Origin of the sequence: Halocynthiibacter namhaensis, assembly GCF_000812685.1 — a bacterium.
GTDB lineage: Bacteria > Pseudomonadota > Alphaproteobacteria > Rhodobacterales > Rhodobacteraceae > Halocynthiibacter > Halocynthiibacter namhaensis.
On record NZ_JWIF01000067.1, the window covers coordinates 71,895 to 97,398 of the forward strand.

Annotated in this window: 19 protein-coding genes and 1 tRNA gene; 14 read left to right on the top strand and 6 right to left on the bottom strand. The window is 52.3% G+C overall.

Features of this window, described 5'->3' with window-relative positions; all coding sequences use genetic code 11:
• The first annotated feature begins 83 nt into the window (after positions 1-83).
• From RJ38_RS15070 to phoB, 7 genes are all read left to right on the top strand, one after another.
• On the top strand, positions 84-1,154 hold the full coding sequence (locus RJ38_RS15070) for a sensor histidine kinase (RefSeq protein ID WP_238321718.1): 1,071 nt from the start codon (positions 84-86) through the stop codon (positions 1,152-1,154).
• Between the two features lie 231 nt (positions 1,155-1,385).
• A complete protein-coding gene (locus tag RJ38_RS15075) occupies positions 1,386-2,432 on the top strand; it encodes a substrate-binding domain-containing protein (RefSeq protein ID WP_039019699.1) in 1,047 nt (348 codons plus the stop codon).
• Positions 2,433-2,515: 83 nt separating this feature from the next.
• The gene (gene pstC, locus RJ38_RS15080) at positions 2,516-3,997 is read left to right on the top strand and encodes a phosphate ABC transporter permease subunit PstC (RefSeq protein WP_039019700.1); all 1,482 of its coding nucleotides are present in this window, start codon (positions 2,516-2,518) and stop codon (positions 3,995-3,997) included.
• Positions 3,994-5,325: a phosphate ABC transporter permease PstA gene (gene pstA, locus RJ38_RS15085; protein ID WP_039019701.1), complete on the top strand. Its 1,332-nt coding sequence runs from the start codon at positions 3,994-3,996 to the stop codon at positions 5,323-5,325. Before pstC ends, pstA begins: the two co-directional genes overlap by 4 nt.
• A gap of 18 nt (positions 5,326-5,343) precedes the next feature.
• Entirely contained in the window at positions 5,344-6,141 is a 798-nt protein-coding gene (pstB, locus tag RJ38_RS15090) for a phosphate ABC transporter ATP-binding protein PstB (RefSeq protein WP_039019702.1), read from the top strand.
• Between the two features lie 22 nt (positions 6,142-6,163).
• Positions 6,164-6,874 (top strand): phosphate signaling complex protein PhoU, encoded by a 711-nt coding sequence (gene phoU / locus RJ38_RS15095; RefSeq protein WP_039019703.1) that lies wholly within the window; start codon positions 6,164-6,166, stop codon positions 6,872-6,874.
• A gap of 12 nt (positions 6,875-6,886) precedes the next feature.
• A complete protein-coding gene (gene phoB, locus RJ38_RS15100; RefSeq protein WP_039019704.1) occupies positions 6,887-7,576 on the top strand; it encodes a phosphate regulon transcriptional regulator PhoB in 690 nt (229 codons plus the stop codon).
• A 10-nt stretch (positions 7,577-7,586) separates the two neighbouring features.
• On the opposite strand, the gene RJ38_RS15105 is transcribed toward phoB, so the two are convergent.
• The 3 genes from RJ38_RS15105 to RJ38_RS15115 are packed head-to-tail and all read right to left on the bottom strand — an operon-like array spanning position 7,587 to position 12,282.
• The gene (locus tag RJ38_RS15105; RefSeq protein WP_039019705.1) at positions 7,587-8,258 is read right to left on the bottom strand and encodes a M50 family metallopeptidase; all 672 of its coding nucleotides are present in this window, start codon (positions 8,256-8,258) and stop codon (positions 7,587-7,589) included.
• Positions 8,259-8,271: 13 nt separating this feature from the next.
• Positions 8,272-9,252, bottom strand: a complete 981-nt coding sequence (locus RJ38_RS15110; RefSeq protein WP_039019706.1) for a capsular polysaccharide export protein, LipB/KpsS family — start codon at positions 9,250-9,252, stop codon at positions 8,272-8,274.
• Positions 9,253-9,261: 9 nt separating this feature from the next.
• Positions 9,262-12,282, bottom strand: a complete 3,021-nt coding sequence (locus tag RJ38_RS15115) for an aminotransferase class III-fold pyridoxal phosphate-dependent enzyme (protein ID WP_039019707.1) — start codon at positions 12,280-12,282, stop codon at positions 9,262-9,264.
• Positions 12,283-12,502: 220 nt separating this feature from the next.
• Here RJ38_RS15115 and RJ38_RS15120 point away from each other — a divergent pair, with 220 nt between their 5' ends.
• The gene (locus RJ38_RS15120; RefSeq protein ID WP_039019708.1) at positions 12,503-13,615 is read left to right on the top strand and encodes a Ppx/GppA phosphatase family protein; all 1,113 of its coding nucleotides are present in this window, start codon (positions 12,503-12,505) and stop codon (positions 13,613-13,615) included.
• A 53-nt stretch (positions 13,616-13,668) separates the two neighbouring features.
• Positions 13,669-14,373: an RlmE family RNA methyltransferase gene (locus tag RJ38_RS15125; RefSeq protein WP_039019709.1), complete on the top strand. Its 705-nt coding sequence runs from the start codon at positions 13,669-13,671 to the stop codon at positions 14,371-14,373.
• A 72-nt stretch (positions 14,374-14,445) separates the two neighbouring features.
• Here RJ38_RS15125 and RJ38_RS15130 read toward each other — a convergent pair whose 3' ends face one another.
• Together RJ38_RS15130 and RJ38_RS15135 are read right to left on the bottom strand one after the other, a co-directional pair.
• Positions 14,446-16,593 (bottom strand): DEAD/DEAH box helicase, encoded by a 2,148-nt coding sequence (locus tag RJ38_RS15130; RefSeq protein WP_039019710.1) that lies wholly within the window; start codon positions 16,591-16,593, stop codon positions 14,446-14,448.
• Between the two features lie 137 nt (positions 16,594-16,730).
• The gene (locus RJ38_RS15135; RefSeq protein ID WP_039019711.1) at positions 16,731-17,219 is read right to left on the bottom strand and encodes a hypothetical protein; all 489 of its coding nucleotides are present in this window, start codon (positions 17,217-17,219) and stop codon (positions 16,731-16,733) included.
• Between the two features lie 271 nt (positions 17,220-17,490).
• Here RJ38_RS15135 and RJ38_RS15140 point away from each other — a divergent pair, with 271 nt between their 5' ends.
• Together RJ38_RS15140 and RJ38_RS15145 are read left to right on the top strand one after the other, a co-directional pair.
• Positions 17,491-19,167, top strand: a complete 1,677-nt coding sequence (locus RJ38_RS15140; protein WP_039019712.1) for a Na/Pi cotransporter family protein — start codon at positions 17,491-17,493, stop codon at positions 19,165-19,167.
• Positions 19,168-19,300: 133 nt separating this feature from the next.
• Positions 19,301-19,386 (top strand) — tRNA-Leu (locus RJ38_RS15145).
• Positions 19,387-19,858: 472 nt separating this feature from the next.
• On the opposite strand, the gene RJ38_RS18960 is transcribed toward RJ38_RS15145, so the two are convergent.
• The gene (locus RJ38_RS18960) at positions 19,859-20,410 is read right to left on the bottom strand and encodes a hypothetical protein (protein ID WP_156121890.1); all 552 of its coding nucleotides are present in this window, start codon (positions 20,408-20,410) and stop codon (positions 19,859-19,861) included.
• 504 nt (positions 20,411-20,914) lie between these two features.
• On the opposite strand from RJ38_RS18960, the gene RJ38_RS15160 reads away from it, so the two are divergent.
• The 3 genes from RJ38_RS15160 (at position 20,915) to purQ (ending at position 25,501) form a co-directional block, all read left to right on the top strand.
• A complete protein-coding gene (locus RJ38_RS15160; RefSeq protein ID WP_039019755.1) occupies positions 20,915-22,060 on the top strand; it encodes an RsmB/NOP family class I SAM-dependent RNA methyltransferase in 1,146 nt (381 codons plus the stop codon).
• A gap of 223 nt (positions 22,061-22,283) precedes the next feature.
• Positions 22,284-24,581, top strand: a complete 2,298-nt coding sequence (locus tag RJ38_RS15165; RefSeq protein WP_052245456.1) for a hybrid sensor histidine kinase/response regulator — start codon at positions 22,284-22,286, stop codon at positions 24,579-24,581.
• A gap of 251 nt (positions 24,582-24,832) precedes the next feature.
• Positions 24,833-25,501 carry a phosphoribosylformylglycinamidine synthase subunit PurQ gene (gene purQ / locus RJ38_RS15170; protein WP_039019715.1) on the top strand — a complete coding sequence of 223 codons (669 nt, stop codon included), beginning with the start codon at positions 24,833-24,835 and terminating at the stop codon, positions 25,499-25,501.
• Positions 25,502-25,504 lie beyond the last annotated feature (3 nt).

The window sequence follows — 25,504 nt, forward strand, 5'->3', positions numbered from 1 at the left end:
ACGGTAGGTTCGGGTTGGGGAACAGCCACAATGCCATTGGTGTTCACTATGCCATTAACTTTACTAACCTGGGTTGAGACGAGATGTCTCAGAAGCGGACGGATATTATGCAACGCCTTGATTTGAAAACATTTCTCAATGCCATCCATTTGCCTTTGGTCGCGATTGGAACGTCTGAACGGATCGAAGGTATGAACGACGCCGCAATCGATTTGTTGGGGCATGACATTTTGGGGCGCCATTTTGTGATGGGACTGCGGCAACCTAAGCTGCTGGAAGCGATTGAGAAAGTTCTGTCACACCGCGAGAAAACCTTGTCAAACTTCGTTGGGCGCGAAGGGGATCAGGCCTTCACATGGGATGTTATTTGTTCGCCCCTGACGGTTCAGGGGGATTTCTTGGGGGTGCTTGTCAGCTTTACAGATGTCAGCGCGTTGGAAACAGCCAACCAGATGCGGCGCGATTTTGTTGCCAACGTCAGCCACGAATTGCGCACGCCGCTGACAGCGCTTTCGGGATTTATTGAAACTCTGCGGGGGGCTGCACGAGACGACGAAAAAGTGCGTGATCGTTTTTTGGGCATTATGGATAAAGAGGCGGGCCGCATGAACCGTCTCGTGGGCGATTTATTATCTTTGTCGCGCGTCGAAGGCGATGAACGTATGCGTCCCACAGATGAGATCGACATTGTATCTGTGTTGCGTTCGGTATTGCAGACCTTGAAACCATTGGCGCAGGGGCAGGGGTGTGATGTGAAGCTTGTTCACGCTGATGACATTGGGCCTGTATTGGGTGATCGGGATCAGCTGCAACAGATCTTTACCAACTTGGTTGAGAATGCTTTGAAATATGGCGGCCGGGACAAAACTGTCACGGTTGAGATCGCCCGGATCGAACATGACCGATCTTTGCGTTGTCCTAGTTTGGAAGTCCGTGTGTGTGATCAGGGCGAGGGGATTACGCCTGAACATATCCCGCGCTTGACGGAACGGTTCTATCGTGTGGACAGCCACCGTTCCCGCGAGATGGGGGGGACGGGTCTTGGCCTCGCGATTGTAAAGCATATCGTCAGCCGCCATCGTGGGCGACTTCGGGTGGAAAGCACCCTTGGGCAAGGCAGTTGCTTTACGGTCGTTTTGCGTCAGGACGCTTAGACAATCACCACGGATTCGGATGATCTCTGAAAAAGGGACGTAAGGTGAATATTGCCTTAATTTTTGGCCTGCACAGGCCAAATTCCATGAAAGCTGCGTGATTTTTCCGGGTTTCACGCGACGTGTCATGAAACTGTTACGAAATCTACACAAAACCATTGTCTGTGATCAGTATTCATCCCCTCGAGTTCCCTGAGGGGATCCATCCATGTCATTTAGGAGTTGACCACTATGACATTTTTGAAATTGACCGCTTCTGTGTTGGCCGTTGCGGCCGCTTCTTCCACCGCCGCGCATGCACGTGAGCAGATCCAAGTTGCCGGATCTTCTACCGTATTGCCTTACGCGGCCATCGTTGCCGAAGCATTCGGCGAGAACTTTGATTTTCCAACACCTGTTGTTGAATCTGGCGGATCATCCGCAGGCCTGAAGAAATTCTGCGAAGGCGTTGGCGAAGGCACCATCGACGTGGCGAACGCGTCTCGTGCGATCAAAGACCGCGAAGTTGCAGCCTGTGCTGAAAACGGCGTGACAGACATTGTTGAAGTGCGCATTGGCTATGATGGCATTGTGTTTGCCTCTGACATCGCTGGCAACAGCTTTGAGTTCCAGCCACGTGACTGGTACCTTGCCCTGTCTGAGCAGGTCGTCGTTGACGGTGAATTGGTTGCGAACCCCTATACCATGTGGAACGAAGTAAACCCTGACTTGCCAGAGCAAGAAATTCAGGCGTTTATCCCAGGCACGAAACACGGTACACGCGAAGTCTTTGAAGACAAAGTGATTTTGGCGGGTTGTGAAGCGACAGGTGATTACGATACCTACCTCGCGGCTGCAGAAGGCGACACAGATAAAGCACGCGGAAAAGCTGCAGAGAAAGCTTGTATTTCACTGCGCACAGACGGCCGCACCGTTGATATTGATGGCGATTACACCGAGACGCTGGCGCGCATCATCTCGACGCCACACAGCATCGGTGTGTTTGGATTGGCCTTCTATGAGAACAACACATCCATCTTGCAAGTTGCCCCGATGGGCGGTGTCGTGCCTTCGACGGAAACCATTGCAACGGGCGAATACCCTGTGTCACGCCCACTGTATTTCTACATCAAAGGCGCGCATGTCGGCGTGATCCCAGGTCTGAAAGAATACGCTGAATTCTTCGTGTCTGATGAAATCGCAGGTCCAGATGGCCCATTGGCTGAATATGGCCTCGTGTCTGACCCAGAGCTGGCCGATATCCAAGCTGCCGTTGCTGCAGCGGGTGTCAGCAATTAAGCCTTTGGGCGCATAAAAAACACAGCTGATCCCCGATTGCGCGGGGGTCAGTCTTCTTCCACACCGGTTACTGGCTGCTACACATGCCTCTTCTCTGGATACTTATAATGGTTTTTGCCGTTGCGGCGATTGGCTTTTGGGCCGCACGCAATCGGGCGATGACCTCAGCGGATGGCGACAGCCGGGCGCTGCATTCCCTTCCTAATTATTATGGCACAAACGCAGCATTAAGCGCCATTGTGCCGTCCCTTGCGGTCCTTGCGCTTTGGCTGATTATGCAGCCACTGTTGATCGAGACTTCAGTGTCAAAATTGATCCCGGACGCTGCAATTTCTGAGGATACAACACGGTCCTTGATGATGTCTGATGTACGTCGCATTGCCCATGGTCTTGATACGGCCATCGCCGAGGGGGGCATGACGCCGGATGAGGCCACGGGCCTGCGTTCTGAGTTGACAAACCTGCGTGAACGGCTTGCCAGTGTTGGTGTTGCGCTTGGGTCTGATGTCCAAGCTGAGGTCCTGTTTGCCGCGCAAAAATACCGCATGATGACACGCCGGGCGTCGCTTTACATGATGTTCTCGGTGCTGACTTTGGCGATGATCGGTGCAGCATATGCTTGGTCCCGCAGCGATAAGGATTTCCGCGCGCGCAACATTGTTGAAAAAGCTGTGCTGGCGTTGCTGATTTCAGCTGCGTCGATCGCGATCCTGACGACGCTTGGTATTGTGATGTCGATGTTGTTTGAAACGTGGAATTTCTTCGGACAATACGAGGCGACAAGTTTCTTCTTTGGCATCAAATGGGCACCTGATTTCCGTGGGGATTCCGCGCTTGGTATTCTTCCACTGCTGTGGGGCACCTTATATATCTCACTGATCGCTTTGGTTGTTGCTGTGCCAATCGGGTTGTTTGCCGCGATCTATATGTCTGAATATGCGGGGCCAGGACTGCGGGCTGTCGCCAAGCCGTTGATCGAGATCCTCGCGGGTATTCCGACGATTGTATATGGGTTGTTTGCCTTGCTGACCGTAGGTCCGGCCTTGCGCGACTATTTTGCACAACCTCTTGGGTTCAGCGGCGGGGCGGATTCCGTGCTGACGGCGGGGCTTGTAATGGGCATCATGCTGATCCCCTTTGTAAGTTCATTGTCTGACGATATCATTAACGCCGTACCACAATCTTTGCGCGATGGGTCTTTGGGCCTTGGGGCGACGAAATCTGAAACCATTCGCCAGGTCATTATACCCGCCGCTTTGCCTGGCATTGTGGGTGCGGTTCTGTTGGCCACATCACGTGCCATTGGCGAAACCATGATTGTGGTGATGGGGGCAGGTGCCGCCGCTGCACAGCTTGATAAAGGTCTGCTTGAGGCGATCAACCCGCTTGAGGCCATGACCACCGTGACCACACGTATCGTCAGTCAATTGACAGGTGATACTGATTTTGCAGCCCCGGAAACACTGGTGGCTTTCGCATTGGGGCTGACATTGTTTGTCATCACCCTGGGACTTAACGTGCTTGCGCTTTACATCGTGCGCAAATACCGGGAGCAATACGAATGAGTACCGAAATCCAAGGCTCATCCCTTTTTGCGATCACGGATAATGTCCGTCGTCGTAATCTCGCTGAGAAACGCTTTCGGGCCTATGGTCTGTCTGCCATTGCCGTTGGCATCATCGCCCTTATTGTGCTGCTGTCATCGGTGCTTAGCAACGGATCCGGCGCCTTCATGCAGACCTATGTGACGTTGCAAGTGGAACTGCCTGCCGACAAGCTGGACAAACAGGGCAACCGCAATGTGGAAGAGATGAAATCTGTCTCGACCTTCGGATATACGCCTTTGATCCGTGCGGCTGTTGTTGCGCGCGCTGACCAACTTGGCTGGGGCATGCCCGATGGAATGACACCCAAAGATATGGGCGCGATCATCTCTAAAGAAGCGGCTGCGCAGCTGCGTCGCTTTGTGTTGGCAAACCCCGATGTGGTTGGTATGACCGTGACACTTGAGATGCTCGCGAATGGGCGTGTTGATGGGTATATGAAAGGTCGTGTAGATCGTGAAATTGCCGCGCTTGATGGTAATGTCAGCCCACAACAGCTTGATCTAGTTGACCTTCTTGTTGAGGGCGGTAATCTTGAGAAGCGCTTTAACTTTGCGTTCCTGACCTCACCTGATGCCTCTGGTCAGCGCCCAGAAGCGGCCGGTCTTGGGGTGGCGATTTTAGGGTCGCTTTACATGATGATGATCGTTCTGGTGCTGGCCTTGCCCATCGGTGTTGCGGCCTCCATCTATCTTGAAGAATTCGCGCCAACCAACAAATGGACCGATTTAATTGAAGTGAATATCTCAAACCTTGCAGCGGTTCCGTCGATTGTGTTCGGGATCTTGGGCCTCGCGATTTTCATCAACTTCGGCGGCATGCCGCAATCGGCCCCCATCGTTGGTGGCTTGGTGTTGACGCTGATGACTTTGCCTACAATCATCATCGCGACGCGAGCCTCTTTGAAATCTGTCCCACCCAGCATCCGCGACGCGGCATTGGGGGTTGGGGCGTCGAAGATGCAATCAGTCTTCCACCATGTCCTGCCTTTGGCAGCCCCTGGCATCTTGACCGGCACGATTATTGGCCTGGCCCAAGCCTTGGGCGAAACCGCCCCTTTGCTTTTGATCGGCATGGTCGCCTTTGTGAAGGAATTTCCCGCAGCACCTCCTGAGGGGTTCTTTGATCCGGCCTCGGCCTTGCCTGTGCAGGTCTACAATTGGACACAACGTGCGGATGCGGGCTTTGTGGAACGGGCCTCTGGTGCAATTATTGTTTTGTTGGTCTTCCTGATCATCATGAACGCCGTCGCCGTGATGCTGCGCCGCCGGTTCGAGCGTCGCTGGTAAAGGGCAGGAGCTGATATAATGAATGATATGAGAATTGCAGAAAGGGCCACACACGTGAGCACGCGCAAAATTTCCGCCACCGGGGTTCAGGTCCATTATGGCGACACCCATGCGATCAAAGACGTGAACGTTGAGATCGAAGACAAAACCGTCACCGCCTTCATCGGCCCATCAGGGTGCGGCAAATCCACTTTCCTACGCTGTTTGAATCGGATGAACGACACGATCGACATTTGCCGGGTCAGTGGGCAAATCTTGCTGGATGGGGAAGACATTTACGACCCTAAGGTGGATCCGGTGCAATTGCGCGCCAAAGTTGGCATGGTGTTCCAAAAACCCAACCCATTCCCTAAATCGATTTATGACAATGTGGCCTATGGTCCGCGCATTCATGGATTGGCGAAGAACAAGGCGGATCTTGATGATATCGTTGAGAAATCCTTGCGTCGTGCTGCGATCTGGGATGAAGTCAAAGACCGTCTGGATGCGCCTGGAACAGGTCTGTCCGGTGGCCAGCAACAACGTCTTTGCATTGCACGCGCTGTTGCAACACAACCCGAAGTTCTGCTGATGGACGAGCCATGTTCAGCACTTGATCCGATCGCGACGGCACAGGTTGAAGAGCTGATTGATGACTTGCGGCAGAAATTCAGTGTCGTGATTGTGACGCATTCAATGCAGCAGGCCGCACGCGTGTCGCAAAAGACGGCGTTTTTCCATTTGGGAAACCTTGTCGAATTTGGTGAAACCGGGCAGATTTTCACTAATCCGATTGACCCACGTACCGAATCTTATATCACCGGCCGGATCGGCTGATCCCGACCTCAGAGGAAAAAACATGCAAGATCAACATATTGCTAGCGCTTTTGACCGCGACCTTGAAGGTATTCAGGCGCTGATTATGAAGATGGGCGGCCTCGTAGAGCTGGGCATTGCCGACAGTGCACGCGCGCTTGACACGAAAGACGTGGAATTGGCCGATAAGGTGCGGGCGGCTGACAAAGCCATTGATGCGCTCGAAGAGGAAATCAACGAAGAAACCGCCCGTCTTCTGGCCTTGCGCGCGCCAATGGGAACGGATCTGCGCACTGTGCTTTCGGTGATGAAAATCGCGGGAAACCTTGAACGCATCGGTGATTACGCTAAAAATCTGGCGAAACGAACCGCCGTTCTTGTTCACATGCCAGAGATCGACGGTGCCAATGGTGCGATCCGCCGTATGGCCAAAGCGGTTGAGGCCATGCTGGAAGATGCGCTGGACGCGTATATTCAGCGTGACGTCGAAAAGGCCGCTGATGTGCGTGCACGTGACCATGACGTCGATCAAATGTACAACGCATTGTTTCGCGAGTTTCTGACATTCATGATGGAAGATCCGCGCAATATCACGGCCTGCATGCATTTGCATTTTATTGCCAAGAACATCGAACGCATGGGCGACCATGTAACGTCAGTGGCGGAACAGGTGATCTATCTTGTGACGGGCGAATTGCCTGAGGATCCGCGCGATAAAGGCTCCTATATCATCTCAGATGTTGAAACAAAGTAACGGAGACGAGCAATGTCAGTTGGACAGCCCTCAGTACTTATTGTTGAAGACGAACCAGCACAGAGAGAAGTGCTTTCTTACAACTTTGAAGCCGAAGGCTTTAACGTGCGCAGCGCGGAAGACGGAGAAGAGGGGTTGCTGCTGATCTCAGAAGAAGCACCAGATCTGATCATGCTGGATTGGATGTTGCCTGGCGTGTCCGGGATCGAGATTTGCCGACGTCTAAAAGCACGCGCGGAAACGCGCAACATACCGGTGATCATGTTGTCGGCCCGTTCCGAAGACGTCGACAAAGTTCGTGGACTTGAAACAGGGGCAGACGATTATGTGGTGAAACCATATTCCATCGCCGAACTGATGGCCCGTGTGCGCAACCAGTTGCGCCGTTCACGCCCTGCTTCCGTTGGGGAAAAGCTTTCCTTTGATGACATCACATTGGATGCGGAAAGTCATAAAGTGTGGCGGGGGAATGAGCCGGTGAAACTTGGCCCAACCGAATATCGCCTGCTGAGCACATTTATGGAAAAGCCAGGTCGGGTGTGGTCACGTGAACAGCTTTTGGACCGGGTGTGGGGGCGCGATATCTATGTGGATACGCGTACCGTTGACGTGCACATCGGACGCCTGCGCAAGGCATTGATGAAGGCGGGTGGCGATGATCCTTTGCGCACTGTACGTGGTGCTGGATACGCGTTGGGCTGATGATTGGAGCTTAATGGATGATGAGGTTGCTGTTGCCCCGTAGTCCTTTGTACAGGCTGGCGAAGATTATAGCCGCGCTGATTAAAAGCCAGATGACACCCCAGATGAGGACTGGCAATCCATATTCATCCGACAACATGCGTGCGTCTGACTGCAATTCAGGAAATTGGATTGTGTGATTCCAAAGGCTGCGCGGCACGCTGACCATGCTGGCCAAACCGATAATACGCAGGATTAAATCATTGACCCGAACCGGGGCAAACCACGCCAGAGCAATCAATGCAGCGCCGGTGCCGAGTGCAAAGAAGGTGGAGAAATCCGCGCTGACATAAAGAAGGGCGATCATGACCATCAGCACCCCTATGACGCCTGTGATCCAACGATCAAGATCTGTGCGAACAGCCAAGACAAACAGAAACGCGCCTATCGCCAATGAGCCAAGATACCCGGCTTGCAAGATAAGAAAGCGACTGCCGCCACGTGAAAGGACTTCTCCGCTGATATTGGCACTGACCGTGAAATCCACCACAGATCCACCCGTTCCCCAGGTCATCAGGGCATGTGAGAATTCGTGAAAGAACACGACCAGAAGCTTTAACGGCACCATTTGCGGACCGTTCCAAAAGACCATCACCAAGGCAAACAGCACGATTAACTGCCAATGATTTCGCAAAACCTGCATGACGAACCTTTTGTTACGATGTGGACAGAAGCCGAGCCCAGGCCCGATCTGTGAATTCTTCTTTTTGTGGTTCCAGCATCTGTTGTCCTAAGAACCAATAGAAATATTTTTCAAAGGGGAAAGCGTGAAAGTGGCCCATTGCGTTCTGAATGTTGTCTCGCAGATCATGGCTGGTCTTGCAAGTTAAGGCCCCATGATGATAATCACATTCGGCGCAAATCAGGACAGGTTTTTTATGCATCAAGGCCTCAAATCCGACGGCCGAATTTTGCGAGATCACCATGTTAGACGCCGCAATCAGATCATGAACACTGGCATCCGATAGGACGGCATTTGCAAACCGGGCACAGATGTCGCGCAGGGTTTGTTTCGCAGCTTCATTGTGCAGTGGATGTAGTTTCACATAGACCCGCCCAGAGACTGATCTACAGGTGGTTTCGATGATCTCTGCAGAGGTCAAGTGGTGTATTTTACGTGGGTATTTCTCGATATTTTGTAAAGGGATAAACGCATCAGCCGGGGGCAGGGCCCCCCTGTCATTTTGCGGGCGCAGCGAGATGTTATTGCGCGTGAAGTAACCGCTGACGCCGTTAAAGAAATACGTGGCTTCTGCGCAATCTACCCTGTCTGGGGAAAAGGTTAATTCGTTAACACTTGAGTTCCAGTAAAACCCTTGGGGGTCTAAGTACCAGAAGTTTTGAATATAGCTGGGACGAGCGTGAAATATACGCGGACCTTGTGGGTGTTTGGGGCCAATCACAATTTGAAGGTGGTCGGTGTAAATCACGCTTGGAGACAATACGTCATAGGTATTCACCAAGAGTGGTCGGAAATTATGTGCGAATGCAGTTTGTGAAATCTTTTCAAAGAAATCACATCCACCTGACAGAATATGATCGAACCAATCACCTTCGGCATGAACAACAAGAGGGGGCTGAGGCCCCTCAAGTTGATTAATGTTGGTTAAATTTCGAATATGAGTGGATCGGGCCATTCGGCTTTCTTAATGCATCAAACAGGTGGTTTCCTTTAACACCTTATCCATCACGCCGATCAACATATCAATATCTTCCGCATCAATCGTCAGAGGGGGGCGGATTTTTAGGATATTGTCATCTTGGCCCTCGCGCCCCGTCAAAATGCGGTGTTCACGCAGGCGGTTCACAACATAAGATGCGGCCTCTGTTGCTGGGGTTTTGGCCATGTGATCCGTAACCAACTCAACCCCGATGAACAGGCCCATCCCGCGGATATCACCGATGACGTCGTATTTTTCCATTAAGACTTTGAGCCCAGACATTAACTCAGCACCGCGCGCGCGGGCATTTTCCTGAAGCCCTTCGTCATCAACGATATCAAGAACTTCCTTACCCATGCGGCAAGATAATGTTGATCCACCGAAGGTCGAGAAATACTCGGGACCTTGGGCGAATTTGTCAGCGATTTCGCGTGTGGTGATGACAACGCCAAGCGGGTGCCCATTGCCGATCGGTTTTCCCAGAACTACGATGTCAGGCACTGCACCTTGGTGTTCAAAGGCGAAATAATATTCGCCCAAGCGGCCCAAGCCTGTTTGCACTTCATCCGCGATGCAGATGCCGCCAGCGGCACGAATTTTGTCATATACCGCAGGAAGATAACCCTTGGGCGGAATGATTTGCCCGCCAACAGAGGGGAAGGTTTCCGCGATAAAGCCGGCGACACCATGGCCTTTGCTTTGCAGCTTGATGATAGCGTCATCCACAAGGTCAGCGTATTTCTGGGCTGCGTCATTATCGTCGCGGCCAAAACGGCCTTTGTAGTCATCCGCGACCTCAACAAGCTCAACCCAATCCGCTTGCCCAACACCACCTTTAGCATTGAATTTATACGCGGAAATGTCAATCGCCCCGGTCGTGTTGCCGTGATAGCCGTGATTGGGCGTCACCATGCCTTTGTTGCCAGAGGCCGTGCGCGACAGACGCAGCGCTAGTTCATTGGCCTCGGTGCCGGAATTCACGAAAAAGCAGACATTCAAGGGATCGGGCAATTTCGAGCGAATTTTTTCTGCAAAGGCCACCTGTGCAGGGTGTAAATATCGGGTGTTTGAGTTCATCCGTTTCAACTGATCTGCAGCCACAGATTGGATGCGTGGATGGGCGTGACCGACATGGGGGACGTTGTTGTAAGCGTCCAAATAGGGGCGACCCCATTCGTCAAACATATGGTGCTTCCAGCCGCGCACAAGCATGGCGGGATTGGAATATGACAGCTTTAGATTTTTGCCAAAATAGGCGTCACGATCCGCAAGAACCTGTGATTTGTCAGTAGGTTCCCAACGTGCGTAATCGTCAGGAAGATTCATGAGCATCGCCGGATTAGGGCAGAGACGTTCCCACAGGAACATCTCGTCCGGGTCACCCACGCCTGGCCAATCTTCCCCCATACCGTCGGTGGACAGGGCCAGCTGGAAATGCACATGCGGGGCCCAGCCGCCGTTCTGGGTTGGATCGCCGAGCTGACAAAAGGCTTCACCCTTGGCGACTTTGTCACCGATGTTCAGACGGTCTTTAAATTCAGGATTAAGGTGACCATACAGCGTGTAGAAATCATCACCCTCGGGGGTTTGGTGCTTCAAAATGATAACACCGCCGTAATCCAAATGCCCGGCCCGATATTCTGCGCAGAACACTTCTCCGTCACAGGGGGCCAAAAGTTTGCGTCCGGCAGGGGCGAAGGCATCAATCGCCAAATGCACTGTCCGGCGGTCACTGGCCTTATAGGGCCCCTTGCGGAAGGCCAGATCGGCGTACACCAGGCGTGGTTCGTTATAATAGCCAAGCCATGTTTTATAACTGCCTTCGCCGTCATCTTGTTCATATTCTTTGCCCACAATAGCGGCTTCAGCTAGGGGCATATCAAAGGGGTTTTGTGGGGTTGCACAGGCCTCGACCGACAGGCTGCCCAAAGGGGCTTGTGACAGATCTTCGCTCATAACGGGGGCGAAGTTTCCACGCTCAGATGCCAGCCAAGCCATCACTCTGTCAGCTGCATCTGTGACAGGTAGATCGCATGCTGCACGCAGGCGTGCGTTGATCAAACCTTCGTTAACATTATGATGTTCAAGGAATTTCCAAGCGGGGGCTTGACTGATGGTCACGTAAGGATCGTCAGGGTTTTCCGCTGCCATGACGGTGGAATTCACCACGGATACGGCAAGGCGCATTTTTAAAAGCGGCCAAATCAGATCAGTTTCTTGTGGCGTCAGGGGCGAGACAGAATGATACCCGCGGACCAAGGCCACCAGTGCTTTTTCTGCATCAACATCACCCAGCACAAGATAAGCCGCTGTGATCGCTAAGTCGACGATGCGTGGGCCGATGCACATATCGCCAAAATCGATCAATCCGCTGACATGTGGTACCTCGCTGAGTGATCCAGACACGAGAATGTTATAGTCGTTTAGATCGTTATGAATTGCGACGCGTGGAAGGGTGTTTAGTTGCGCCTTAGCATCCGCAAACCCACGACACATATCGGATATGAGGGCGTTGCGTGAGGCATCTTTGATGACATCAAGGTCATCTTTGATCCAACCCGCATCCATCAAATTCCATTTGAAGTCGCGATGTAGTTCTGGGTGTTCAAAACCAGACATAGCCAGTGTGAGGCGCGCATTTTGTGCGCCCAGATCGGCGATTAAGGGGGCAGCATGGGGACGAAATTTTGCCCATGGACGCCCCGCGACCAAGGACAGCACCCAACACAGGCGCGTTTCGCCGTTTTCATCAGGCAGCTCAAGGAATAGGGCGCCGGTACCTGTGGTTATGACATCGGGAAGGGGGAGATCTGCATCAGCTTTGCGGGCGGCGTCAATGGCGCTGGTTTGCATATCGATGAATGCAGCATCACAACCGGGCCGCATGACTTTTAGAACATGCCCACTGCTGGCCTTGAAATTCAGGTCATATTCACCGTCAAGTTGGGTAAGTTCGGCGCTGATATTCCAGTGGGTTTCTAACGCGTGCTGCCAGTGCTGAATCATGATGACCTCCGATCTGCTGATCGGTGCAGATTACCTTGAGAAAATCTCATGTCGAGCTGAATTTGTCTGCGTTTTACTTCTGCATTTCTGATTGATTTGCAGGTCCCGTTGAGATGGGCGAGGGTGCGGAGCGTTCGAAAGCGGGAAATTGGCTTTGACTGGCTCTTGCGTCTCAACCTGCGGATGCCTATTGTCGAGGTAACTTGAAATGGAGGGCGGTATGTCGCCCAGGCGTCCCAAAGGTGCGGGCGCGTTTCCCAAAACGGTCGAGACTCCCGTGCCTCAGACCCCCAGATCGAAGCCGCTTTATGCGGCGCTTGATCTGGGCACAAATTCGTGTCGAATGCTGGTCGCCCGCCCTGAGGGAGGCCAGTTTAGAGTTGTGGACAGCTTTTCCAAAGCCGTTCAGCTGGGTGCAGGGCTTGAGGCAACAGGGCGTTTGTCGCGTTCCTCTATCAATCGGACCATTCAAGCACTGCGCATCTGCCAGCGGAAGCTGCGCCAACATGATGTAACGCGCATGCGTTTGGTTGCGACAGAAGCCTGTCGACGTGCTAAGAATTCCCGTGATTTTATACGTCTGGTGAAGCGCGAGACGGGGTTGCCGCTTGAGATTATCCCAGCCGAAGAAGAAGCCCGCCTGGCCGTAATCAGCTGCGCCCCCCTTGTACATAAGAAAACAGAACAACTGCTGGTCGTCGATATTGGTGGGGGATCCACCGAACTGGTTTGGATCGATATTTCGGACGTTCCCGAGGCGGATAAGGCAAATTCAATTTTGCAAATAAAACAAGGATTTACCAAAGGTTCTGCGCCCGCTTTCGGCGCAAAAGTGATTGATTGGATCTCAGTTCCTTTGGGGGTCGCGACCCTGCGCGATCAGTTTGAAGATGTTGATGACGACGGGGGGCGCTTTGCCCTGATGTCATGGTTCTTTGAAGAAAAGCTGCAAAGCTTTGCGCCCTATGATCGGCTGCATTCACACGACGGTTTTCAGATCGTCGGAACCTCTGGTACAATCACCACGGTTGCGGCCTCGCATTTGGGCTTGACGCGCTATGATCGCAATAAGGTTGACGGATTGCAGATGACATCGGATCAGATCGACAAGGTCATTCATGGCTATTTGCAATTGGGCCCAAATGGGCGTCGGCAAGACCCGCGCATTGGCCGTGATCGGGCTGCGCTAATCATGTCGGGCTCCGCGATTTTGCAGGCTCTGATACGCGTATGGCCCACGCAAAGGTTGTCTGTTGCGGATCGTGGCCTGCGTGAAGGTTTGTTATACGCTTTGATGTCCGATGATGGGCGAAAGCTTGACGCCCATGGCTGAAACGGGCATGAGCACAGGCTGGCGATAGGCCGCGGTACTGGAAGGATGAAGATATGGTAAAAGCGACAAAAAGTGGACGGGGATACCGAGATCTGACTGTGAAGGTGAAAACCGCGCGTGGACGTAAATTGTCGTCCAAGCTGTGGCTGGAACGTCAGCTGAATGATCCATATGTGAAGCGCGCCCAAGTTGATGGCTTTCGGGGCAGGGCCGCTTATAAGATTTTGGAATTGGATGATAAATTCCGTTTTCTGGTGCCTGGCGCACGTGTGGTGGACCTTGGCTGTGCCCCCGGTGGTTGGTGCCAGGTTGCCGTTCCACGGGTGAATGCCCTTGGTGAAAAGTCTGGCAAGAAAGTCGGCACGATCCTTGGCGTTGACTTGCAGGAAATCGAAACGATTGCCGGCACAGAATTGCATCAATTGGACTTCATGGAAGATGATGCGGACCTAAAGGTTAAAGAATGGTTGGGTGGCAAAGCTGACGTTGTGATGTCGGATATGGCGGCCTCGGCATCAGGCCACAAACAAACCGATCACTTGCGCATTATGGCGCTTTGTGAGGCCGCGGCGTATTTTGCGTTTGATGTGCTGGAAGTCGGTGGCACCTTTGTCGCCAAAGTACTTGCGGGTGGCGCAGAAGGTGACCTGCAAAAGCTGCTCAAGCAGAAATTCGACAAGGTTGCGCATATGAAACCCCCTGCCAGCCGCTCGGACAGTTCCGAGAAATTCGTCGTCGCAACGGGCTTTCGTGGCTAAGTTAATCAATCAGTTAGATACAAAAAGGCCGGCGTTTTCGCCGGCCTTTTTGGTGTTCATATATTTGGAATTTTAGCTTTTACGACGTGGTGTGGCGTTGCCACCACTGTCAGATGCACGAGCTTTGTTCTTCTTGCTACTTGACTTGCCTGCGGGTGGCTTAGGGCCTTTGCCGCTGTCTTTGTGGCGAGGCTTGCGTTCTTTTACGACACCATCTGGACGACTGTCTTCGGGCCGTGACTTGCGGAAAGATTTTCCAGCGTCGCCAGCTCCTGTACGGGCAGGTTTATCAGTGCGTTCACCAGGTTTTGCGGGCTTATGGCCGTGCTTGCCCGGACGTGCCTTTGGTTTTTTCTTGCTTTCTTCGCCATCATTCCAGTCGCGTTTGGCTGGGCGTGACTCAGATTTGTCGCCATATGATTTCTCGCCGCGAGGCTTGTCATCATAGGAACGTTCTTTTGGCGCATCTTGCCATTCTTTCTTCACGCGTGGTTTGCGATCCGATGAATCGCCGTCACGATCACGTTTCTCCCATGGCTTGCCGCCATCACGACCACCTTCACGTTTGCCGCCGAATTTACCGCCACCACGTTTGTCACCAAATTTGCCACCGGGTTTACGTTCAGGGCGTTTGGCGTTGCGCACGTCATCAGGGACAACTTCAAGCAAGGTCAGCTGCGCGCCATCTTCGACTTTCATGTCAGCACCAACGGCTTTCATAAAGCCATCAATGGATGTCTCGGACAGCTCGATATAGGCGAGGGGGCCCATCAAGCGGATCGCGCCAAAATCTTCGCGTGACACGTCGCCCGCTTTACACAACATTGGCAAAATACGGCGCACTTCTGCGGGCTCATCTTTTGGCAGTTCCAGCGAGAACCAGCGGCTTGGGCCGAACGGCTTACGTTCGCGTGGGGCTTCGGCAGTGACTTTACGGATCTCTTCTGGTGCAGAATGCTTAGAGGCATACATGCGCAGAACCGCCAAAGCCAAGGCTTCGGGTTCGTGGTTTTCGATCAATGTCGCGGCTTGGGCTTTTTCAGCGTCGGTCGGAACATCAGACCACAAAGGATCATTGGTCAGGCGTTGGCTGTCTGCGGCACGCACTTCGTCAGCGGTAGGTGCGGCAATCCATTTGGCGTTGAGTTTCGCCCATTTCAACAGGTTTTCTGCCTTGCGACGCATCTTACCAGGTACGATCAAAGCGGAAATACCCTTGCGACCGGCACGGCCTGTACGGCCAGAACGGTGCAACAGTGTTTCGGAACCGGTTGGCAGTTCCGCGTGGATCACCAGATCAAGGTTCGGAAGGTCAATACCGCGTGCCGCAACATCGGTTGCAACACAAACGCGGGCACGGCCATCGCGCATCGCTTGCAGGGCGTTTGTGCGTTCTGATTGCGTCAATTCACCGGACAAAGCCACAACGGAAAGCCCACGATTCGACAGGCGGGACGTCATGCGCGACACCATGATGCGCGTGTTACAGAACACGATCGCATTGGGGGACTCATGCAGGCGCAACAGGTTCATAATCGCGCTTTCAGAATCCGCTGGGTGGACCTCAACCGCGTGATATTCAATGTCGGAGTGCTGCTTGTTTTCCGCTTTGGTGATGATGCGTTCTGCATCTTTCTGAAAGTTCTTCGCAAGCTTGGCAATCGCGGCAGGCACGGTTGCTGAGAACATCAGAGTTTGACGATCTTCAGGGCAGGCTTCCAGAATGAATTCAAGGTCTTCACGGAAGCCAAGATCAAGCATCTCGTCGGCTTCATCCATCACAACTGCGCGGATTTCGGTCAAATCAATCGCGCCACGTTGAATGTGGTCACGCAAACGACCAGGGGTCGCAACAGCGATATGGGCACCACGTGCCAAGGCACGGCGTTCATCGCGGCTGTCCATGCCACCAACGCAGGATGCCATTTGGACACCAGCGGATGCATATAGCCACGTCAATTCGCGGTTCACCTGCATTGCAAGTTCGCGTGTTGGGGCGATGATCAAAGCCAGCGGGGCGCCTGCACGGTCAAATTTTTCTTCTTCGCCCAGCAAGGTGGACGCGATGGCGATGCCAAATCCAACAGTTTTACCCGAACCGGTTTGCGCCGATACAAGAAGGTCACGTCCTGCAAGGTCAGGGTTGCTGACAGCTTGCTGAACTGGTGTCAGGGTTTCATAACCGCGCGCAGAAAGCGCTTTTGTAAGCGAAGGGTTCAAGGGGTATATCCATATGTGTCGTGGTGATGCCAGAGGCGGCATCTAACCTGTTTACGGGCCAAGGCATAGCGCTATTTTGCTGAGAATCACAGAATTTAGTGAAAAATCGAGGAAGATGGGTAAGATTTGACGCGAATTTACGGGATAATATCTGTTAGGGACCGCTCGGGCACTAGTAATTCTTGGATTTGCGCCAGTTGTGTGCGGGTTTCTTTACGCAGCATACGCAGCTGTCTGCCCCAGCGGATCAGTCCTGTTTTGGGGCATCTTATGTTGTAAATTTGACGATCTGACATGTGCACATCAATGGCGTAATTCATCAAAAGCTGGCCAAATAGAATGTCTGTACGTTGCAGATCATCCAAGAAACCGCGGGGAAGTTCGGCTTTTTGGATCACAAGTGTTGCGTCCAAAATGACGGCCTGATGGCCTTCGCGGTGCAGGGTTGAGAAACGCGTGAACTGATCAGGGCCATCTTGGCAAGCCGTCTGATGGGCGATCATTTCGCCAAACACCTCGGTCAGCCGCGCAGTCATCAATATGTCATGTTCCAACAGCTTTTGGCTGATGGGGGCATCATTACTGATATGTGCCTGAAATATTTGAGATGATGACGCGTGTTGCATGAGTGTACATTCGTAGGGTGGGGCATTTGTGACCCTCTGCGGTAAATAATCGCGAGCGACGCCAAGATACAATGGCAATTTTCCGGGGTGCGCCACTGTCAAATATTGTGCAGGTCGCGAAATTTTATGGTTTTCAAGCGATTTTCAATCTATAAGGTTCAGTCGCAACCATAGAAGAAGAAATGTAATTACCTATGCGGAACTGGGCAGAGATTCCCAAGAACTGAAGGTGAATATGTAATCTTCGAACATTAAAAAGAGCAGGCAAATCATGGCAATCGTTAGTTTTTTGATTTCTCTTATGGGGGCGACCATGTTGTTGCTCTTCGCGGTTCGCATGGTGCGAACGGGAATTGAGCGCAGCTATGGCGCGTCGTTTCAGCGACTTTTGACCACGCAGAACAATGGTATCAATGCCAGTTTGACGGGTCTCACCTTGGCGGTTGTGCTGCAAAGTTCCGCTGCGGTTGCCTTGCTGACAGCAGGCTTTGCCGCAAGCGGCACCCTCGCTTTTGCGACGGGATTGGCCATTGTGCTTGGCGGCGATCTTGGCTCGGCCTTGGTTATTCAACTTCTGTCGTTTCGCTTGGATTGGCTTGTGCCCTTGTTGTTGGCGATTGGCGGGTGGTTGTTTGTAAAAACAGAACATCGCAAGGCACGTCAGTTTGGGCGCATTTTGATGGGCGTGGCTTTTATTCTGATCTCGCTGCGCTTTCTGCGCGAGGCAATGGATCCGATCCGTGATAGTGTATTTCTGCCTGCAGTTGCGGGGTATTTAGCGCAGGATTACATCACGGCATTTCTGGTTGGCGCTGCGTTGGCGTTTGTGATGCATTCCTCGGTTGCGGCCATTTTGATGTGTGTGACACTTGTTGATATTGGCGCGATTCCCTTTGCCGCGGGCCTGTCTTTGATGTTGGGCGCAAACTTTGGAAGTGCCTTTATTCCGGTTTGGTTGACCCGTGACATGCCAGTTGCGGCCCGCCGAATTCCTTTTGCAAACTTGGTGTTGCGCGGGTTGTGGGCGGTCGCAGCGCTGTTCTTATGCAATATGGTGTTGCGTGCAAATTTGATCGAGGCGCCAGTCGGTGGGCAGATGTTGGTGAATGCCCATTTGGTGTTCAACGCGTCCCTTTTGGTCTTTGCTTTGCCCTTTTGTGGAATGCTGCGGGCACCAATGTGCCGCTTGGTTCCTGATGCGGTGGGGCAGGCTGTGGGTGATCCGCTTGCGCGCCAGATCAGTGTGCTTGATCCAAATGATATTGGTGCACCACAGCAAGCTTTGGCCAGTTTGAAACGTGAGTTGCTGCGCATGGTGGATCTTGTGGATGTGATGTTCCGTCCTGTTCTCACTTTGTATGATACTGGTGATCGGGCCCAAATGAAGGCCGTGCGTGCGATGGATGCGGACGTGAACGCAGCCTTATCTGGGATTCGAAACTATGTGGCAGGCATTCCTGCTGAGGAATTTGGTAAGGAAAACGCCAAAACAGCGCGCAACCTGTTAGAATATGCCATTCGCCTCGAAACCGCAGGTGATGTGGTGGCGCGCAGGCTTATAAATCTGGCCGAAACCACCGAAAAGAAAAAGATTCGCTTTTCCAAAAGCGGTTGGCTTGAATTGACGCGCATCCACGAGGACGTGTTGGCCAACTTGAAGCTGGCGTCGAACGTGTTGATTTCAGATGATCTTGAAAGTGCGCGCCTGTTGAGTCTTGAGAAAACAGAGATCAAACGCATGGAACGGGACAGTCGTAAAAAACACCTGAAACGCTTGCAAAATGGCGGGCAGGAAAGCTTTGACAGTTCTGATGTTCATTTAGATACATTGCGGGCGCTGCGTGAATTTAACAGCCATATCGCGGCCGTCGCATATCCGATCCTTTATGCCAATGGCCAGCTTCTTGAGACCCGTTTGATCGAAGATCTACCTGAACAGGACGGGTAGGGCGACGCACCGTAACCCACTGGCTTAGCCGTCATGATACCGTTTATGAGATAATTTGTATTTTCTCGTCTTTATCGCATTGACCCTGACGGCGCACAGCGCTAAATCAACGGCACCTGACCAATTGGTTCAGGCCCGAGTGGCGGAATGGTAGACGCAGGGGATTCAAAATCCCCCGCTAGAAATGGCGTGGGGGTTCGAGTCCCCCCTCGGGCACCACATTATACGACTATTTACCATATATATTTAGCTTTGCTGTAGCCAATTTGTGGTGTTCCTCTGGGCGTATCGAGCTGCAAAACCTAGATTTCGATCAAGGCATCAATCTCTGAAACCTTCAGGTTGGACGCGCCGCCAAGTTTGTAAATCCGAATCTCGCCCTTTGGTTCATAGTGTAGATCGTTGTGCGAGACACGTTGAGCGTGTGGGCAACGTTATGCGCAGAGGGTCTTGGACGCACCAACATTCACGCTTGCTCTCACGATCCTCTGTACGGGCCTCACAGCCAAACGCATCACGCCCAGATGGTGTGGTCGAAGTCGTTATTGATGGCTATATTGGGGTCGAAGTGCATGTTCCTAGGTCGCACATTCAATTCCCAACAGCAAACTTAACCTGACATCTCACCCACAGGCCAACGACTGGAAGTCATATCATCAGGGAACAATGAGAGGTATTCAGGCATTTTTTGTTACTGAATTTGCGTTAAGACCATCGATATTCGCCTTTCCATAACAGCAAAACTGGCATCATTTTCACTGTTAATTTTCGAAGCTTCAAAAGTCACTGTTCGATTGCCAATGCGTGTAGAAAAAGACATCGTTCGTAAGTCATAGAGTCTGAATCGGGTAACGTTGCCTGTGTATCCTGGGAGTTGGAGAGTTCCTTTATGGACAATGTGCAGGCTATCTTCGTTTCCATGCACAAGCATCTCATTTTTAGATTCTTGCAGCCGGTTTGCGACATATACTTCATGATCGCTGTTGCGACATATCCACCATAAAATACACCAGTCTGGGTCGGAAAAGCGCACTCCGATTCCATGGCGCTGGCCTTGATTTCCACGAACACTAATTCCCAAGCGATTAGGTTCCCAAAGGCCTTGCACTGAAACGTTATCATTCTCGCAGAGTTCGAAAGAGTTGGGCACTTCATAGCAGTCTTGTGTGGGAGACGTGGATTGCGCGATTGTCGTCGAGGGCAGTAACACCCCTACAAGCAATAATATCGTTCTGAGGCTCATGAGAGGTCCCTATGTTCGGGTAATGATAATGGGGGAGTTTTGCGGGGTAGGCAGGCAAGCAGCCGAGAAATCAGATGTCTACTTTTGATTGAGAACATAGTTGTAGATCCAGAAGCCCAGTCCGAAAATGACGGCCCCCCCGATTGCGCCACCCATCATGGCACCGAGCAAAAATGAAATGTTTAGACTGATATTTGGGACCAAATTATAGATTGCGCCAAAGGCCGCACCTATAGTCATCCAAGTGTATATGTTTAAATTACTCATACTGTACCCTACACTCGGGGGGAGGCGTGTCAATTACTGGGCACCAGTATAACAAGCATGTTTGGGTTATAGCGGTGCACAGGGCAGGCTATCATCATCTACTCAATGTTTGACTGTTCACTTTGTCTTGCTCGTCCCATAGGGTGGAAACCTGTCAATTATTACGGTTTAACCGACCTGAGAGGTAAATATGCTGTTTGTGAAACCAAGTTTCCCGTCATGTTTGGTGTTCGTTCGATGACCCCGGCCGCGCGCGTTGCTGCTGCAATTGATATCTTAGACCTATGGATCGCGGGTGATCCGATTGAAAAGCTTCTGACAAATTGGAGCAGACGATCACGTTTTGCTGGCTCAAAAGATCGTGCTGCGCTGCGGGATTTGGTGTTTGAGGCCTTGCGCAATCGCAACAGTTTTGCGGCCCTCGGTGGCGCGCTTACGGGCCGTGGCCTTATGCTTGGTTTGTTGCGGGCGCGTGGGGACGATCCAGATCAATATTTTACGGGCGAAGGCTACGGTCCGTCTCAGTTGGATGCCATTGAACGCGCGGTGCCGGTTTCAAGCGAAGCTTGTGACTTTCCGGATTGGATCGTTCCTGATCTAAAAAGCGCGTTGGGGGATGAGTTTGGGGCAATTGAGCGCGCTATGCGCCAACGGGCCCCTTTGTTTTTGCGTGTAAATTCTGCGAAGGCATCTGTGGGTAAAGTGATCACTGCACTGGCCAAAGATGGCATTGACGCACAGCCCCATCCCTTGTCGCCCAATGCAATTGAAGTCACGTCAAACCCCCGCCGGTTTGCATCGTCTGATGTGTATCATGATGGGCTTGCCGAGATCCAAGATGTTGCGTCTCAGGCGGTGGCTGATTTGGTGCCGGCTGAGGGGCGGCTGCTTGATTTCTGCGCTGGCGGAGGGGGGAAATCCCTTGCTTTGGCGGCCCGAGGTGCCAAGGTAACGGCCCATGATATATCTGTTGCACGCATGAAAGACATCCCAGAACGTGCTGAACGCGCAGGGGTGAAGATCGTGGTTTGTGCGCCAGAAAACCTATCTGCTCAAAAGAAATTTGACGTCGTCTTTGCGGATGCGCCTTGCTCAGGTGCTGGATCTTGGCGCCGTGACCCCGAAGGAAAATGGCGTTTAACGCAGGAACGGTTGGACGAATTGCTTCGAAGTCAATCCGAGGTACTTGACGCATCGGCAACATATGTGGCTGACGGCGGGGTGCTGGTCTATGCGACATGTTCGCTTTTGGCTCAGGAAAACCAAGATCAGATCGCTTCGTTTTTGCTGCGGAATACCGATTGGGCCGTGCAAAGTCAGAAACATTTCACCCCATTACAAGGCGGGGATGGGTTTTATGTCGCGATTTTGGCGCGCGGCTGACACACAGTTGTCAGGGGTTGACGTAGGGTTGTTGTATGGCGATACTCAACCTAAGGTGGTCTTCAGTGCTGAATTAAGCGGCAATTAAGGTTTGTCGCGCGACACTGGGGCAATACGAATCGAACATACATAGAGAGTTCTTGTGTCGCAGCCCGCAGTCGCCCCTGATATCGCATCCCATTCCGACAGATTGTTTCGTCGACTGGCAACTAACCCATCCCCGATGTTTGCGACTGTCGCTGTCTGCATATTCGCAATCTCATTCGTCGTGGATACTGGGCTTCTGCGCTTAATCTGCCTAAGTGCAGCTGCAACATTGCTGGCGTTCAGCTTTCTGTGGCATATTTTTCGACGCACTAAGCCGATGGCGCCTGGCGTGTTGCGCCAATTTAATTTTGTGGCCGGTGGGGACAGTTCACCTTGCTTTGTCACGAGTAAAGATGGTGCCATCTTGTGGCGGAACACTGCTGCAGATGATCGATTGGGCGATTCAGCGCCAGATACATTGGCAGGGGCATTTCGTGATGTCTTCGCCAACCCTGCTGCTGTGCTGTTTCGTTTGCAGAATCGTGCGCAAGCTGTTGGATCTGCGCGAGAAGATGTGTCTGCGCGCCGCGGACAAACACGCCTTGCCGTGCATCTTATTGAAGCCGAATTATTTCTGTGGCGTGTGGAAGACTTTGGTGAACGGACATCGAATTCTCGTGGTGCCGAAGGGATGAGCTTGCCGATGCTTACGGCTTCGAAATCTGGAACGGTTCTGTTCATGAATGAAGCGATGCGCAGGGTGCTTGGGGGGCGCGTGAAAACACTGGACAGGATTTTCACCACACTTCCAGTGCGTCCGGGGCAGCGTAATTCAATTTCCACACCGGATGGTCCCATGCCCGCCTTGGTTGCCGAAGTAAGTGGAGCAGGCGGGCGTCAGGAGTTATACCTCATTCCTGGAAACTCAGAGCTACCAGCTACAATCAATGCGGACGTCAGTGACACTGAAGCGCCACTGCAGTCTGCGTCGCCGCCCTCAATGTTTGAAGATTTACCCGTTCCATTGCTGAAAATCCTGCCCGGAGGACGTGTAGAGACGGCAAACCGACTTGCGCGTAAAATGTTGTCAATTCCTGATGATGGCGATTTTACTGTATCGGAACTTATTGAGGGGCTCGGGCGTTCTGTTCGGGATTGGCTAAATGAGGCGTTAGATGGTCGGGGGTTGACGCGGTCTGAAATCATTCGGGCCCGCTTGCCTGAGCCTGAACGGTTTTTGCAAATTACACTCACACGCCGCACCGAGAATTCAGGTCATGTTTTGATTGCGGTTTTGACGGATGCAACAGAATTGAAAACGCTTGAAGCTCAGTTTGTTCAAAGTCAAAAAATGCAGGCCATTGGACAACTTGCCGGGGGTGTCGCACATGATTTTAACAACCTGTTGACTGCGATCACGGGGCATTGTGATTTACTGATGTTGCGCCACGATCAAGGAGATCCCGATTACGCGGACCTGATCCAAATCAATGAGAACGCCAACCGTGCTGCGAGCCTCGTAGGGCAATTGCTTGCTTTTTCACGGAAGCAAAATCTGCAGCCTGAGGTATTGGATCTTCGCGGCGCCGTTGCGGACCTAACGCATCTTTTAAATCGCCTTGTGGGGGAAAAAGTGACCCTTACATTGTCGCATGACCCACAATTGAAGTCTATTCGCGCAGATAAGCGCCAACTGGAACAGGTTCTTATGAACCTTGTCGTGAACGCACGTGACGCGATGCCGGAGGGCGGTGAGATCCGAATTGAGACATCCAACTGCATCCTTAGCGAGCCGCTTCACCGGGATAGGGCGACGGTACCAGATGGAGAATACGCGGTTGTGCGCGTGTCAGATCAAGGGACTGGAATAACACCTGACAAAATTGCGAAAATCTTTGAGCCATTTTACACGACAAAGCGTACAGGCGAGGGAACTGGATTAGGTCTGTCAATGGCTTACGGAATAGTGAAACAAACGGGCGGCTATATATTCGTAGACTCCGAACCGGGACAGGGCAGTATCTTCACCTTGTATTTTCCGACGTTTATTTTACATGAAACAGTGCCAGAAGTGGCTGCGATCACCACAAATGAAGCCCCCGCAGTTGACAGTGCCGAGCCGCAGCATGCCGATGGCGTGGTCTTGCTCGTAGAAGATGAGGCGCCAGTTCGCGCTTTTGCCTCGCGTGCACTTCGGATGCGAGGATATACTGTTTTGGAGGCCGATTGTGCGGAACAAGCATTGGAAACACTGGAAGACAGTGCGCTAAACGTTGATTTATTTGTGACTGACGTGGTTATGCCGGGAATGGATGGCCCAAGTTGGGTTCGAGAAGCGTTGAAAAAGCGCCCGGACGTAAAGGTTGTGTTCGTGTCTGGCTATGCAGAGGATGTGTTCAACGAGACCGACGAGGTGATCCCGAACTCAGTGTTTCTGCCAAAGCCGTTTTCGCTCAGCGATTTGACAAAGACAGTTCACCGTCAGTTGCATTGATTAGATCTGCCGTATGTTAGTCGCTCGACGTGAATATGGACTATGTTAACTACTTTCTGTGAGGTGTGGGGGGGGGGGCGTATGAATTATTATTTCAACTCCAATTATGGCGCAAGAATTGCTACGGTTCTTTAGGATTTCGCTGTTCATTCATTCATAAAGGCTGCAAATAGCGCATCTTGCCTTGATCCTAGGCGCCACACCGTCTATGCCGCGCACAACTGTTGTCCTCGCCTGAACGGAGCCGCGCCATGAAAGCCGCAGTCATTGTTTTCCCAGGATCCAATTGTGATCGTGATCTTCAAGTTGCCTTGAAGGCGCAGGGCATGGATGTGACCATGGTCTGGCACAAAGATACCAGCTTGCCTGATGGGCTTGATTTTGTTGGTGTTCCCGGTGGGTTTTCCTTCGGAGATTACCTGCGTTGTGGCGCGATTGCGGCGCAAAGTCCAATTTGCCAATCTGTTGTCGATTTCGCAAATCGTGGTGGGTATGTGTTTGGCGTATGCAATGGGTTTCAAATCTTGGCGGAAACAGGCCTTTTGCCTGGCGCGCTTTTGCGCAATGCAGGGTTGAAATATATCTGTAAAACGGTTGGTTTGACCGTAGCGACCTCTGACAGTGCTTTCACATCTGAATGGTCCAAAGGTGATGTTATCAATGTGCCGATTGCCCACCACGATGGCAATTACAACGCGGATTCCGATACTTTGGCACGCCTGAAAGGCGAAGACCGTGTGGCCTTTACATATACCGATAATCCGAATGGCGCTGCAGACGATATTGCAGGCATCCTTTCCGAAAACCGCCGTGTTCTCGGGATGATGCCTCACCCTGAACGTGCGTCAGACGAAGGCCACGGATCTGTCGAGGGTATGCCCATGTTCAAGGGGCTTGCTGGCATGCTTGAGTCCGCCTAAACT

Excerpts from the sequence above, each read along its gene's own strand:
- pstC (WP_039019700.1), top strand. The coding sequence starts at position 2,516 with ATGCCTCTTCTCTGGATACTTATAATGGTTTTTGCCGTTGCGGCGATT.
- RJ38_RS15160 (WP_039019755.1), top strand. The coding sequence starts at position 20,915 with ATGACCCCGGCCGCGCGCGTTGCTGCTGCAATTGATATCTTAGACCTA.
- RJ38_RS15115 (WP_039019707.1), bottom strand. The coding sequence starts at position 12,282 with ATGATTCAGCACTGGCAGCACGCGTTAGAAACCCACTGGAATATCAGC.
- RJ38_RS15135 (WP_039019711.1), bottom strand. The coding sequence starts at position 17,219 with ATGCAACACGCGTCATCATCTCAAATATTTCAGGCACATATCAGTAAT.
- purQ (WP_039019715.1), top strand. The coding sequence starts at position 24,833 with ATGAAAGCCGCAGTCATTGTTTTCCCAGGATCCAATTGTGATCGTGAT.
- RJ38_RS15125 (WP_039019709.1), top strand. The coding sequence starts at position 13,669 with ATGGTAAAAGCGACAAAAAGTGGACGGGGATACCGAGATCTGACTGTG.
- pstB (WP_039019702.1), top strand. The coding sequence starts at position 5,344 with ATGAATGATATGAGAATTGCAGAAAGGGCCACACACGTGAGCACGCGC.
- phoB (WP_039019704.1), top strand. The coding sequence starts at position 6,887 with ATGTCAGTTGGACAGCCCTCAGTACTTATTGTTGAAGACGAACCAGCA.
- RJ38_RS15110 (WP_039019706.1), bottom strand. The coding sequence starts at position 9,252 with ATGGCCCGATCCACTCATATTCGAAATTTAACCAACATTAATCAACTT.
- RJ38_RS15070 (WP_238321718.1), top strand. The coding sequence starts at position 84 with ATGTCTCAGAAGCGGACGGATATTATGCAACGCCTTGATTTGAAAACA.
- RJ38_RS15105 (WP_039019705.1), bottom strand. The coding sequence starts at position 8,258 with ATGCAGGTTTTGCGAAATCATTGGCAGTTAATCGTGCTGTTTGCCTTG.
- phoU (WP_039019703.1), top strand. The coding sequence starts at position 6,164 with ATGCAAGATCAACATATTGCTAGCGCTTTTGACCGCGACCTTGAAGGT.
- RJ38_RS18960 (WP_156121890.1), bottom strand. The coding sequence starts at position 20,410 with ATGAGCCTCAGAACGATATTATTGCTTGTAGGGGTGTTACTGCCCTCG.
- RJ38_RS15165 (WP_052245456.1), top strand. The coding sequence starts at position 22,284 with ATGTTTGCGACTGTCGCTGTCTGCATATTCGCAATCTCATTCGTCGTG.
- RJ38_RS15120 (WP_039019708.1), top strand. The coding sequence starts at position 12,503 with ATGTCGCCCAGGCGTCCCAAAGGTGCGGGCGCGTTTCCCAAAACGGTC.
- pstA (WP_039019701.1), top strand. The coding sequence starts at position 3,994 with ATGAGTACCGAAATCCAAGGCTCATCCCTTTTTGCGATCACGGATAAT.
- RJ38_RS15075 (WP_039019699.1), top strand. The coding sequence starts at position 1,386 with ATGACATTTTTGAAATTGACCGCTTCTGTGTTGGCCGTTGCGGCCGCT.
- RJ38_RS15140 (WP_039019712.1), top strand. The coding sequence starts at position 17,491 with ATGGCAATCGTTAGTTTTTTGATTTCTCTTATGGGGGCGACCATGTTG.